This is a genomic window from Bradyrhizobium erythrophlei (genome assembly GCF_900129505.1).
Taxonomy (GTDB): Bacteria; Pseudomonadota; Alphaproteobacteria; order Rhizobiales; family Xanthobacteraceae; genus Bradyrhizobium; species Bradyrhizobium erythrophlei_D.
Genome location: NZ_LT670818.1, coordinates 3,913,860 through 3,926,239, shown reverse-complemented (window position 1 = coordinate 3,926,239; position 12,380 = coordinate 3,913,860). Strand labels below are relative to the sequence as shown.

Genomic DNA, 12,380 nt, shown 5'->3' with positions numbered 1-12,380 from the left:
GCGGCGAGGGATCTAAAAGAATTACCGACCCGGCCGAAGTTCCAGGCTCTCAAGCCCCGCCGCGACATTCAGCCCGACCTGGCCCTGCACGCTGAGCGGCTGCAGCGCGATCGAATTGTCCGAACCGCCGATCAGCACATTGCCGCCGACCCCGACGCCGACCGACGCGCTGCCCTGCGCGCCCGCATAGGTGCCCGCGAGATCGCCCGGTCCGAGCCGCGCCACCGGCGCGTAGACGCCCCAGGCGAGCGCCGATTCCTGGGTGATGCCGAGGTCGACGCCGACCTTGCGGATGGTCGCGATATAGCGGTCTTCGGGCAAGCCATCGATGCGTAGCACGCAACCGAGGTTGGTCACGGAGCCGACGATGAAGCCGACGCTCGCACCGCCGCGGCATTCAAGCACGCCGACTTGGACGCGCGCCATCGGCTGCTGCGCCGAGGCGCCGGCGATCGATGCGACCAGCGTGGCGACGGTTAATCCGGCAAGGGTAAGGGAACGGCGCATAAGGAATCTCCGGCTGAAAAGGTGTGATGCGAGCAAGGAGTCAGGGCAGCGCCATACCCCGGGCGCTGGCTTTTCTATGACACAACATCGGCGACCATGCCATATTTGCGGCAATGACGAACCCACAACAAAAAAGGCCCGCTTCCGCGGGCCTCTTCGTCAGCATCGCGATGTCTCAGCCGTGATGGCGATGGTGATGATGATGATGGCGATAGCCGCCATGGCCGAACGCCACCGGCTCTAGTTCGATCGAGGCCACGCCGGCCGCCACGTTCAGCCCGGTCTGGCCTTGCAGGCTGATCGGCTGCAGCGCGTAGGCATTCGCCGAACCGCCGACCAGGAAGTTGCCGCCGCCGCCGATCCCGACCGAGGCGTTGGCACCGACGCCGCCGTAACTGCCGGCGAGATCGCCGTAGCCGACCCGCGTGGTCGGCGCGTTCACTGCCCAGGTCAGTTTGGTCTGGTCGGTGATCCCGAGATCCAGCCCAAGGCGGCGCAGGGTCGCGGTGTAGGGCTCCGGCCGACGGCCATCGCTCTGGAACACGCATTGCAGGCTGGTGGCCGAACCGACGACGAAGCCGACATTCTGGCCGCCCTCGCATTGCAGGACACCGGCGCGGACGGGTGGCATCGCGTTGGCGCTGGCGATCGACGCAACGAGAGAGGTAGCGGCAAGGGTGAGTGTCGAGAGTCGCATGAGTTGGTTCCCCGAGTGACGAATTGACTTGTGACGCATTGTCTTGGCGCGGGGACAGAATGGAAGCGCCGTGTCCAAAACAAGGCGCTTTCGAAAAGTTGCCGCCAAAATATCAAGAGTTCGGCGGCTACTGTTGGAGTAGTGATTTGACTATCTCAAATTGCCGCAAAATCGCTGGATGCGCTTGCAGGCGTCCTCAAGATCGGAGTTTTTCGTCGCATAGGAAATCCGGAACGCCGGGCCGAGCCCGAACGCCGAGCCCTGCACCACCGCGACACCTTCGGTCTCCAGCAACTCAGTGACAAAATCCTCGTCGTTGGCGATCACCTTGCCCGACGGCGCGGTCTTGCCGATGGTTCCGGCGCAGGACGGGTAGACATAGAAGGCGCCCTGCGGCCGCGGGCAATCGATGCCCTTGGCCTGGTTGAGCATCGACACCACGAGGTCGCGGCGCTCCTTGAACGCCTTGTTGTTGACCGGGATGAAATCCTGCGGGCCGTTGAGGGCCTCGACGGAGGCCCATTGCGAGATCGAACAGGGGTTCGAGGTCGACTGCGACTGGATCGTCTGCATCCCCTTGATCAGTTCGGCAGGTCCGCCGGCATAGCCGATGCGCCAGCCGGTCATGCAATAGGCCTTCGACACGCCGTTCACGGTCAGCGTGCGGTCGTACAATTTCGGCTCGATCTGCGCCGGCGTCGTGAACACGAACTCGTCATAGACCAGATGCTCGTACATGTCGTCGGTCATCACCCAGACCTGCGGATGCCTGACCAGCACGTCGGTGATCGCCTTCAGCTCGGCGCGCGTATAGGCGGCGCCGGTCGGGTTCGACGGCGAGCACAGGATGATCCATTTCGTCTTCGGCGTGATCGCCTTCTCCAGCGCATCCGGCTGCAGCTTGAAACCATGCTCCGCGGTGCAGATCACCGGCACCGGCTCGCCGCCGGCGAGCGCCACCATTTCCGGATAGCTCACCCAATAGGGCGCCGGAATGATGACCTCGTCGCCCGGATTGATGGTGGCCATCAGCGCGTTGTAGAGCACCTGCTTGCCGCCGGTCCCGACGATGATCTGGTTCGGCTTGTAGGAGAGACCGTTCTCGCGCTCGAACTTGGCGGCAATCGCCTGCTTCAGCTCCGGAATGCCGCCGACGTCGGTATATTTGGTCTTGCCGGCCTCGATGGCACGGATCGCCGCCAGCTTGATGTTGGCGGGGGTGTCAAAATCGGGTTCGCCGGCGCCGAGGCCGATGACGTTGCGGCCGGCCGCTTTGAGCGCGCGTGCTTTATCCGTGACCGCGATGGTCGCGGACGGCTTCACACGGTCAAGCGCAGCGGACAGAAACGGCATCATCATCTCCTTGGATATCGGCAACACACCATGTGCGGCTCACGATCCACGACTCTATTTTCTGGGATCGTGGCACCCTAAAGCGGGTCACGCTGCATCGCAAGAAGCTTGGCCCAATACGGCCGAACTTTAGGAAACCTTAAAGGGCGCCCCGCTAGAGTGGCGCAACATTCATAAAATTCCGCGGCGAAATGACTTATTTCTGGCAAGGGGTGCAATCCGGTCGGTGGCTGACCGCCGCGCGGATCCGCGGTTACAGCCTGATCCTGCTCGTTTTCTGCGTCATTGCGGCGGCCGGATGGATCGCCTCGTCGGACGGGCTGATCGACCGCAACGGCAAGCCGATCGGGACCGATTTTTCCAACGTCTACGCCGCGGGAACGCTGATCTGGCAGGGGCGCCCCGCCGACGCCTATGTCCCGGCGCTTCAGCATGCCGAGGAGAACGCGGTATTCGGCCGCGAGGTACCGTTCTTCGGCTGGCATTATCCGCCGTTCTTCTTCGCCGTCGCCTTCGTCGTGGCCGCGTTTCCCTATGCGTGGGGCCTGGCGATCTGGGTCGTAGCGAGCTTTGCCGCCTACCTCGCGGCGACGCGCGCGATCCTGCCCCGGCCGGAGACGCTGTTGACCGCGGCCGCCTTCCCCGGCGTATTCGTCAATATCGGTCACGGCCAGAACGGATTTCTCACCGCAGCGCTGCTCGGCGGCGCGCTGCAGCTGCTCGATCGCCGGCCGTGGCTCGCCGGCGTGCTGATCGGGTGCCTCGCCTACAAGCCGCAATTCGGCGTCCTGATTCCGGTAGCATTGTTGGCCGGCGGACGATGGAGCACGATCGCTGCTGCCGTGGCCACCCTTGCCGCCCTGCTCGCGGTCAGTTTTGTCACCCTCGGCGGCGGCGTCTGGCACGCCTTCGCGGATTCCATGACCTTCACCCAGACCGTAGTGCTCGAACAGGGCGGCACCGGTTGGGAAAAAATCCAGTCGATCTTCTCCGCGGTGCGGATGTGGGGCGCGAGCGTCCATGGCGCGTATGCGGCACAGAGCGCGCTGGCGCTCACGCTCGCCGCAACGCTGGCGTGGCTGTGGCACAGCGATGCCGCCTTCGAGCTCAAGGCCTCGGCGCTCGCCACCGCCAGCCTGCTCGCGACGCCCTATGTGCTCGATTACGACCTTGTCGTGCTCGCGGTTGCCATCGCCTTCTTCGCCCGCCACGGCTTGAGCCGCGGCTTCAGCCCGTTCGAGATCAGCCTGTTGGCCGCCGCATGGATCGTGCCGCTATTGTCGCGCAGCGTCGCTGGGCTCACCGGCATACCCCTCGGTCTGCTGGTGCTGCTAACACTTTACGTTTTCACCTTGCGGCGGGCGGTACTGGATCCTGCGCGCTCGGCTGCGCACGGACTCGCGCAGGCGTGATCTGAGTTGTTCCGGCGTGTTGGAAAAGTGTTCTCCGCGGTTGCAGTGCGGTAGAGGTTTTCGAGCTTTTCCATCTTGCAGCCCTTGCGACGCAACAACATCGGCATCATTGTTTAGCCGCGTTGAGGGGTGACAAAGCAATCGCTCCGCGCCCGCGGGGCCAAGCTCGTTCGTCAATCCAAGCTCGTTCGTCAATCAAAGTCCGTCTTCATACCAATCAAACGAAACCGAATGTACAAACTCTATTCGATGCAGCGCTCCGGCAACAGCTACAAGGTCCGCCTTGCTCTGGCGCTGTTGAACGCGCCCTATCGCGCCATCGAGATCGACATCCTGCGCGGCGAGAGCCGCACGCCGGATTTCCTTGCCAAGAATCCGAGCGGACAGGTGCCGCTGCTGGAAGTCGCGGAGGGACGCTACCTCGCCGAATCCAATGCCATCCTCTGGTATGTCTGCGGCGGTACGCCGCTGGCGCCGGAATCGCGGATCGAACGCGCCGAGGCGCTGCAGTGGATGTTCTTCGAACAGCACGCGCTGGAGCCGAATATCGGCGCCGCCTATTTCTGGCTGGCGCTGGTCAAGGGCGGCCGCGACCTGCAGACGCATGCGCTGGAAGACTGGATGGAGCGCGGTTATGCCGCGCTGCAGGTAATGGAAAATCACCTCAAGACCCATGAGTATTTCGCCGCCGGTCAGCTCACGGTCGCCGATATCGCTGTCTACGGCTACACCCATGTCGCCGACCGCTGCGACTACGACCTCGGAGCCTTTCCGGCGATCCGCACCTGGTTGCGCCGGGTCGAGCAGACCCCGGGCTTTGTCAGCATGGACTGGCGCCCGGGCGCCGAAGTCGATGACCAGGCCGGCATCGCCGCCGAGGCCTGAGGAAATAGCGGGGATAACAGCGGGAGTAGCGGGCATAACCGCTTCCGCTGCCGTCTTTTAGCCATCTTCCGGCGCTGTCCGCCGCAAAATAGCCAGCGATTCCAGCGATCCATTGGGGATTGCGGGTGATTCGGCCCGCGTTTGAAGGATCTTAAAGGCCATGAAACGGTCGCCCGGCGCTGCAGGCTTTAATGGCCGCTCCGCGCCAGTTGCATCGACCCGACTGATGGATGCCGTCGCAGCCACGCTCGCCATCGGCTCGTTGTCGCTATGCCTGATCGTCACCCTCACGGTGCTGTCGATCAAGGTCTCGGTGGCCATGCCGCTTCCCGCATAGTCGAGATTTTTTCCAGGCCATTCGCAGTTTTGCGCGACAACGCGCGATGCTCGGCATCGCGAGCGGGCAAGGATGAAGACACCGGTCGTACTCGTTACCCTGATGCTGGCAACCGCGATCCTGCTGGCGGCATCGCTGTTGTTCGTCAGCGGCACGCGCGGCGAGGATGCTCTGTGGCCGCTCGCAGATCACAAGTCCGGTCGCGCCGTGCTGCCGCAGCCCGGAGGAAGCGGCCTGCCTTCCCGCCGGAATTGAGCGCGGCCCCCTCGGCTCGCCTTCGCTATCATTTGATCCAGTAAAAGCGGAAAACCGCGGCCTTCGGGTCAACCCTTCCTTAATGATGGCGCGAGAAAGCCCCCCGCAAATGCAACTATCAGGCAAGCTGTGCGCCTTACTCTCGTGGCGGAACGAGAACAAGGCATGCGATTCGACTGGCGCGCAATCTCTGGTCCGGCTCTGACGACGGCGACGGCGCTGATCGCGATCCTTGTCGATCGCCAGTTCGCAGCCGTTCCCAATCCTGCGCCGCTGTTCGTTTGCATCGTCGCCTTCGCGGGCTCGCTTTCGGGCCTCGCCTCGAGCCTGATCAGCGCCGCGATCGCGGTCGCCTTTTCCGCGCTGTTCTTCCTCAACCGCCACACCGCATCCGGCTACGACACGGCCGATCTGCTTCAACTGGCGACGCTGTCGATCACGGCGGGCGGCACCGCCGCCATCACCGGCCTGCTGCGGCAAAGGATGCTGGATGCGTTCGGCTGGGAGCGCACGCATTATGCCACGGCCACGCGGCTGTCGGCGGCGCTCGACCAGTTCGACATCGGCATCGTGCTGCTCGATTCCGACACCCGCGCGGAATTCATCAACCGCGCCTTCCGCGACTATTTTTCGTTGCCCGATGACAAGGCCGACAGCAAGCCGCCCTTCATCGCGCTCATGTATCACGGCCGCGACACCGGCGCCTTCGAAATGCCGGAGGAAGAGTTGAGCGCCTTCATTGCAAGACGCACGGAGATGATCCGGTCCGGCGATTCCACGCCGATCAATATCAAGCTCGCCGACGGCAAGGTGCTGCGCTTCTGCTGCACGGCATTGCCGGACGGCGGACGCATGCTGAGCTACACGCCGATCACCGACCTCGTCCGCCACACCGACGATCCCGCCAAGGCCGAATATTACCGCTCGCTGCGCGGCCGAAATCACGATGATGGTCGGCACCAGCGTGCCGCGGAGTGACGGGAAGAACGCGAACCAGCCGCGCAACCGGCTGGCGCAAACGACACGCTCGGGTTACGGAATGATGCGCTCGTCACGCAACAGGGTGAACAGGTCGAAGAAACTGTCGTCGGTTGCCTGATATTCGCGAAATCCGAGCTTGCGGCTCTTGCTCATGTCGGTGACCACCTCGATCGGGCGACCCAAATCGGCATCGGTGTGCCAGGCCGAGGTGACGCGCGAGAGGTCGGTGACCCGCAAATCATGCCGCCGGGCGATCTCGGTCCAGATCGAAGCCGCGTCCGTCAGTTGACGTTCGAGCGGCGTTGCCTCGCCCGGATACGGCGCGGGGTCCAAACCGAACCAGCCGGCCAGCCGCGTCCACATCCAGCTCCAGCGGAATACGTCGCCGTTGACGACGTTGAATGCCTGATCGCGCGCCGCCGCTGTCGTGGCGGCCCATTCCAGATGGCGGGCAAGCAGCCTCGCGTCCGTCATGTCCGTGAGGCCGTTCCATTGCGCCGCCGAGCCCGGAAACAAGAAGGGACGGCCGGTCTGGCGGCAGATCGTCGCGTAGACGGCGAGTGTCACGCCCATATTCATCGCGTTGCCGATCGCGTAGCCGATGATGGTGTGCGGGCGGTGTACGCTCCAGCCGAAGCCGTCGCGCGCGGCCGCGGCAAACACTTCGTCTTCCTGCGCATAGTAGAAGTTTTCCAGATCGAGCCTCGGCTGGTCTTCGCGAAACGGCGTTGCTGGCAGACTGCCCTTGCCATAGGCCTCGAACGGACCGAGGTAGTGCTTCAATCCGGTCACCAGCGCCACGTGCTTTACCGAACCGGCCGGCGACAATGCGTCGAGCACATTACGAACCATGGCACGGTTGACCCTGATGTTTTCCGCCTCGGTATCGTGTCGCAGCCAAGCGCTGAGAAAGACGTCGGTCGGATGCAAGCCCTGCAAGGCGGCGCGGAGCGATGCCGGGTCCAGCAGGTCCGCCGCCAGCGGCGTCACACCCTCCACGGCTGGCGGCGGCCGTCGCGCCAGTCCGTGCACCTGCCAGCCGCGTGTCCGCAGATGTCTGGCGAGATTGTTGCCGACGATACCGCTGGCACCCACCACAAGCGCGGAGTCCGTCATGTCCTGTCCTTCGTGTTGCCTGCTGCAGATAGGTGGCCGGAAATGGATTGCCAGCAAACTGATCACGCCGAGTTGAAACGCGGGTCACGCGCGGGTGATTCAACGCCGATAAAGATCAGGCTCGCCGACGGCACGGTGCCGCGCTCCCGCTGCGAACGGGATTGATCCATCGCGGCGGTGTCCCTAGTAAGGGAGCGAGATCATCGCTACTCGCGCGTGCCCTTCGGATTGCTCCCCCATGAATGCAAAATCCCAAATTCCCGGCGAGGTGTTTGTCCGCCCGGTGACCCGGCAGGACTACGACCAATGGCTCCCGTTGTGGGACGGATACAATGCGTTTTACGGGCGGGCCGGTGCCACCGCGCTTGCTCCCGAGACGACAGGAATGACGTGGGCGCGCTTCTTCGACGCCCATGAACCGGTCCATGGTCTTGTCGCGGAAAGCGGCGGACAATTGCTCGGCCTGACAAACTACCTGTTTCACCGCAGCACCACGGCTATCGAGCCCGTCTGCTATCTGCAGGATTTGTTCACCGCCGAATCCGCCCGCGGAAAGGGCCTGGGCGGAGCCCTGATCCATGGCGTCTATGAACGCGCAAGGCTTGCCGGATCACCACGCGTGTACTGGCAGACCCACCAGACCGACCTCACCGCGATGCAGCTTTACGACAAGGTGGCGGAGCATTCCGGATTCGTCGTGTACCGCAAGCTGTTCTGACGGGCTTGCGTGTCGCGGCTTCCGGCCAAATCTTCCGCGCCTATCCGGGCCTGTGGATAAGTCCGGCTGTCATTGGCGCGTAACATACCGGGACTAGTTTTCACCTCGCGTCTGATCAGGCCCCCCGTCACAGATCACGCGCCCCAGCGGTCCCCGTCAGTCGCCGCGTCTGACCGGGGCCGCACTTTTTTTGGGGATCTGTTTTTGGTCCTCCGTTCGGTCGCGTTGCGTTGTGCGCCGCCAATCCAGCGCCCGCATCCCGCGCTCCAGGGCAAGCCGCCTTCATGATCCGTGTCGCGCTCATCGCTCTCGCTTTTTTCGCACTGACTTTGCTGCTGCTGCCGTTCCAGCTGATCGGGCTCGCCTTCGACCTGCGGCTGCAGCGGAGCATTCCGCATCTCTACCACCGCATTCTCTGCGCGCTGATCGGCGTGCGGATTCGCGAGGTCGGAGTACGATCGACCGCAAGTCCCGCGCTGATCCTGTCCAATCATGTCTCCTGGCTCGACATCTCCGTCGTATCGGCGCTATCGCCGGTGGTGTTCGTCGCCAAGAGCGAAGTGGCAGGCTGGCCGCTGCTCGGCTGGCTCGCGAAACTGCAGCGGACCGTCTTCATCAACCGGCAGGCGCGGCATCAGACCGGCGCCGCCACCAGCGAGATCGCCGGCCGGCTGCTCGGCGGCGATGCGGTGGTGCTGTTCGCCGAAGGCACATCGAGCGACGGCAACCGCGTGCTGCCGTTCCGCTCCGCGCTGGTCGGCGCGGTTCATCATGCGCTCGGCAACACCACCCAGCATACCAGCATCACCGTGCAGCCGATGTCGCTGGCCTATATCGGGTTCGGCGGCGTGCCGATGGGCCGGGCCTTGCGCGAGCGCGTGGCGTGGTACGGCGACGCCGACCTGATGCCGCATCTGATGCGCGTGCTGGCCTCGGGTGCGGTCGATGTCACCGTGAGCTGGGGCGAGGCGGTCGCGTACGATCGGCGCGCCGACCGCAAGGCGATTGCGCGCGAGGCCGAAAAATCGGTCCGGCGCATGACCGCGGCGGCCCTGCGCGCCGCGCCGCCGGCGATGCCGGCCGCCTCCGAACAACCGCTACCGGAACCGGCCTGATCTGCATGGGCGCCATGGCGCGCGGCGCCTTGCGGCCTCGCGGCCTGCGCGCCACAATGCATGGCTGTCTCGCACGTCATTCCCCACAGGATCGATCCTATGCAAATTCGTAACCTCGGCGGCTCCGGCCTGCGTGTTTCCGCCGTCGGCCTCGGCTGCAACAATTTCGGCCAGCGCACTGATCTGGAAACCTCGCGCAAGGTGATCCACAAGGCGATCGATCTCGGCATCACGCTGTTCGACACCGCCGACATCTATGCGGGCATGGGCGGTTCGGAGACCGTGCTCGGCGAGGTGCTCGGCGACCGCCGCAAGGACATCGTGCTGGCGACGAAGTATTCCAAGCCGATGAGCACGGACGGCACCAAGCAGGGCGCGTCGCGGCGCTACATCATGTCCGCGGTCGAGGCCAGCCTGAAGCGGCTGAAGACCGATTACATCGATCTCTACCAGCAGCACGATTACGATTCCCTGACGCCGATCGAGGAGACGCTGCGCGCCCTGGACGACCTGATCCGGCAGGGCAAGGTGCGCTACATCGGCAATTCGAATTTCCCGGCCTGGCGCATCGCCGAGGCCGAATTCACCGCGCGGCAGATGAACGTCAGCCGGTTCGTCTCCTGCCAGGATGAATATAGCCTCGTGGTGCGCGACATCGAAAAGGATCTGCTGCCGGCGGCGGAAGAATACAATCTCGGCCTGCTGCCGTTCTTTCCGCTCGCCAGCGGACTCCTCACCGGCAAGTACAAGCGCGGCGCCGCGGTACCGGCGGACACGCGCTTTGCCAAGATGCCCGCGATCCGCGATCGTTATGTCACGCCGCGCAACGAGGACATCGTCGAGAAGCTGCAGGCTTTTGCCGAGAAGCGTGGCCACACCATGCTCGAACTCGCCTTCTCATGGCTGGCGGCCCGGCCGCAGGTCGCAAGCGTGATCGCCGGCGCTACCCGCGTCGAGCAGATCGAGCAGAACGTGAAGGCGATCGGCTGGACGCTGAGCGCGGAGGAGCTTTCGGAGATCGACAAGATCACGAAGGGGTGAAATAGATCGCACAACATGGACGTTGTCGTCCCTGCGAAAGCAGGGACCCATAACCACCGAAATTAGAGATCGGATGAGCTGTTGCTCCAGCCCGTTCAATAGCGAGCATTCGTGGTTGTGGGTCCCGGTTCGCGCGGAGCCTGTCATCGGGCCGGCCGAAGGCCGGACCCGTTGGCTTGGCCGGGACGACGGGATGGTTCTAACCCGCCGCCGAGCTGGCCTTCGGCCGCGCCACTGTCTGGCAAACCTCGAATCCCTCGAATTGCGGGTGGTCGAGATAGAGCGGCTTGTTGTCGCCGGCCTTCTGATGCGCCGCGCGGAACGCATCTGACCTGGTCCACGCTTCGAACACGGCGCGATTTTCCCAGATCGTGTGCGACGCATAGAGCGTGTGGTCCTCGGCTTCGGGCCCCCTCAGCAAATGAAACTCCACGAAGCCCGGCACCTTGTCGAGATGGCTGTCGCGCGAGGCCCAGACCTGCTCGAACGCGGCTTCGGAGCCCTTGGCGACGCGAAAACGATTCATGGCGATGAACATGGCTTGATCTCCTTATTCCCGGGCGGGACCGGTCAACACCGACATGGTTTTGTTCGATGCCGAACGGCCGCGTGCGCGCAATCCGACAATTCCGCCGAGAGGCCAGCGGAAAACACAAGCACAGCAAGACTTGCGCCACCAGCCCTTATCGGCTTCACCGACACGCTGTCGCGGGCCATCGGATTTCCCTTGGGCGATCCAGCGCGTATATTGGGACGGGCAACGTGGCGCGGTTCGGCACGAACCGGACATGAAGACTTCACCGCGCAATTCGGTTGGATTGATGACAAACAAGTTGGAGATGCAGGCCTCGCGCCGTCTCAGCTGTTCCCGCTGTGGAACGGAATTCACCTGCAGCCTGGCGGGGCCGTGCTGGTGCGCCGAGGAAACCGCGCGCCTGCCGATGCCGCTCGATGGCGAGGATTGCCTGTGCCGGGATTGTTTGCGCAAGGCGGCCGATTCGGAACGCCCGCGGCCATAGTGCCATAGGAACAGGAACAATCGTCATCGCACGACGCCGGACATCTTCCTGCCCGACTGGTTCGCGCGCTGGATCATGACGGCATCGACGGCGTTACTGTTGTCGCCGTCGGCCTGGTTGTCCGGCGGCAACTGGCGCACAGATGCGGCGGTCCGCGGGCCGCCATTGAGAAGACGCTACACCGGATAGCCCGGCGATTTGCGCGCCATGCCGTCGAAGGCATCGAGCAGTTTCTCGCGCCATGCGTAGACCGGATCGCCTTCGGCGAGCAGCATGAACGGGCTGACTACGCGCGCCCACTGGAACGGGCCGAACACGATATAGTCGGCGTAGTTCGGCGTATCGCCGCCGAGAAAGGCTTGCGTCTTCAGCGTCAGCCGCATCGGGTCGAGCGCGCGGCGAAAGCCTTCGACGGCTTTGTCACGCCCGGCCACCACCTCTTCCAGCGGCTTGCCGAAACGCGCTTCGCGACTCCTGCGGAAATAATCCGCGTCCACCGGCTTCAGATGCGGCGGGATGTCCGCGACGATCAGCGGAAACATGCCGCCGACCACGGCGATGTCGCCCCACCAGTTGATCATCCGGGCCATGGCACGGCCGCCGGCGCCACCGAACAGCGAGGGCCGGTCCGGGTAGCGGTCCTCGAGATAATTCGCGATCGCCCAGGAATCGGCGACCGAGTTGTCGCCGTCGAGCAGCACCGGCACCTTTTCGGACTTGTGCGGGGCGATGGCGTCCTTTTCGGTGAAACACCAGGGAATGGTTTCCGCCGACAGCCCCTTATGTGCCAGCGCCATCCGAATCCGCCAGCAGAACGGGCTGAACGGACGTTGATCGTCGGTGCCGACCAGTTCGAAGAGTTTTAGAGTCATTGATTTGGTCCTTCGCCCGATCTCACAACCGTCATTGCTTCGCTTCGCTCGCAACGACGGTTTTACCCACCA

General features: G+C 63.9%; 15 protein-coding genes. 9 read left to right on the top strand and 6 right to left on the bottom strand.

The features are described 5' to 3' along the window. Positions 1–21 precede the first annotated feature (21 nt). The 3 genes from B5525_RS18170 to B5525_RS18160 all read right to left on the bottom strand — a co-directional run bounded on the left by B5525_RS18170 (position 22) and on the right by B5525_RS18160 (position 2,557). On the bottom strand, positions 22–507 hold the full coding sequence (locus tag B5525_RS18170; RefSeq protein WP_079567245.1) for a DUF992 domain-containing protein: 486 nt from the start codon (positions 505–507) through the stop codon (positions 22–24). Positions 508–682: 175 nt separating this feature from the next. Continuing rightward, positions 683–1,204 (bottom strand): DUF992 domain-containing protein, encoded by a 522-nt coding sequence (locus B5525_RS18165; protein WP_079567244.1) that lies wholly within the window; start codon positions 1,202–1,204, stop codon positions 683–685. Positions 1,205–1,354: 150 nt separating this feature from the next. Next, a complete protein-coding gene (locus B5525_RS18160) occupies positions 1,355–2,557 on the bottom strand; it encodes a pyridoxal phosphate-dependent aminotransferase (protein WP_079573501.1) in 1,203 nt (400 codons plus the stop codon). 191 nt (positions 2,558–2,748) lie between these two features. Between B5525_RS18160 and B5525_RS18155 the strand changes: the two genes are divergently transcribed. The 5 genes from B5525_RS18155 (at position 2,749) to B5525_RS18140 (ending at position 6,424) form a co-directional block, all read left to right on the top strand. After that, positions 2,749–3,969: a glycosyltransferase family 87 protein gene (locus tag B5525_RS18155; protein WP_079567243.1), complete on the top strand. Its 1,221-nt coding sequence runs from the start codon at positions 2,749–2,751 to the stop codon at positions 3,967–3,969. 231 nt (positions 3,970–4,200) lie between these two features. Continuing rightward, on the top strand, positions 4,201–4,854 hold the full coding sequence (locus B5525_RS18150; protein WP_079567242.1) for a glutathione S-transferase family protein: 654 nt from the start codon (positions 4,201–4,203) through the stop codon (positions 4,852–4,854). Positions 4,855–5,014: 160 nt separating this feature from the next. After that, positions 5,015–5,191, top strand: coding sequence for a hypothetical protein (locus B5525_RS45395; RefSeq protein ID WP_172899913.1), 177 nt, complete (start codon positions 5,015–5,017; stop codon positions 5,189–5,191). A gap of 72 nt (positions 5,192–5,263) precedes the next feature. Continuing rightward, complete coding sequence (locus tag B5525_RS18145; RefSeq protein WP_079567241.1) at positions 5,264–5,446, top strand: hypothetical protein; 183 nt, start codon at positions 5,264–5,266, stop codon at positions 5,444–5,446. A 165-nt stretch (positions 5,447–5,611) separates the two neighbouring features. Further along, positions 5,612–6,424, top strand: coding sequence for a PAS-domain containing protein (locus tag B5525_RS18140; protein WP_079567240.1), 813 nt, complete (start codon positions 5,612–5,614; stop codon positions 6,422–6,424). A 54-nt stretch (positions 6,425–6,478) separates the two neighbouring features. Here the strand turns inward: B5525_RS18140 and B5525_RS18135 are convergent, their stop codons facing one another. After that, positions 6,479–7,543 (bottom strand): SDR family oxidoreductase, encoded by a 1,065-nt coding sequence (locus B5525_RS18135; protein ID WP_079567239.1) that lies wholly within the window; start codon positions 7,541–7,543, stop codon positions 6,479–6,481. Between the two features lie 238 nt (positions 7,544–7,781). On the opposite strand from B5525_RS18135, the gene B5525_RS18130 reads away from it, so the two are divergent. The 3 genes from B5525_RS18130 to B5525_RS18120 all read left to right on the top strand — a co-directional run bounded on the left by B5525_RS18130 (position 7,782) and on the right by B5525_RS18120 (position 10,417). After that, positions 7,782–8,261: a GNAT family N-acetyltransferase gene (locus tag B5525_RS18130; RefSeq protein ID WP_079567238.1), complete on the top strand. Its 480-nt coding sequence runs from the start codon at positions 7,782–7,784 to the stop codon at positions 8,259–8,261. Positions 8,262–8,545: 284 nt separating this feature from the next. Beyond that, positions 8,546–9,376 (top strand): lysophospholipid acyltransferase family protein, encoded by an 831-nt coding sequence (locus B5525_RS18125; RefSeq protein ID WP_079567237.1) that lies wholly within the window; start codon positions 8,546–8,548, stop codon positions 9,374–9,376. Between the two features lie 99 nt (positions 9,377–9,475). After that, complete coding sequence (locus tag B5525_RS18120; RefSeq protein WP_079567236.1) at positions 9,476–10,417, top strand: aldo/keto reductase; 942 nt, start codon at positions 9,476–9,478, stop codon at positions 10,415–10,417. A 199-nt stretch (positions 10,418–10,616) separates the two neighbouring features. On the opposite strand, the gene B5525_RS18115 is transcribed toward B5525_RS18120, so the two are convergent. Further along, the gene (locus B5525_RS18115; protein ID WP_079567235.1) at positions 10,617–10,955 is read right to left on the bottom strand and encodes an antibiotic biosynthesis monooxygenase family protein; all 339 of its coding nucleotides are present in this window, start codon (positions 10,953–10,955) and stop codon (positions 10,617–10,619) included. A 283-nt stretch (positions 10,956–11,238) separates the two neighbouring features. Between B5525_RS18115 and B5525_RS46355 the strand changes: the two genes are divergently transcribed. Next, the gene (locus tag B5525_RS46355) at positions 11,239–11,436 is read left to right on the top strand and encodes a cysteine-rich CWC family protein (RefSeq protein WP_079567234.1); all 198 of its coding nucleotides are present in this window, start codon (positions 11,239–11,241) and stop codon (positions 11,434–11,436) included. A gap of 176 nt (positions 11,437–11,612) precedes the next feature. Here the strand turns inward: B5525_RS46355 and B5525_RS18105 are convergent, their stop codons facing one another. Next, complete coding sequence (locus tag B5525_RS18105) at positions 11,613–12,308, bottom strand: glutathione S-transferase family protein (protein WP_079567233.1); 696 nt, start codon at positions 12,306–12,308, stop codon at positions 11,613–11,615. Positions 12,309–12,380 lie beyond the last annotated feature (72 nt).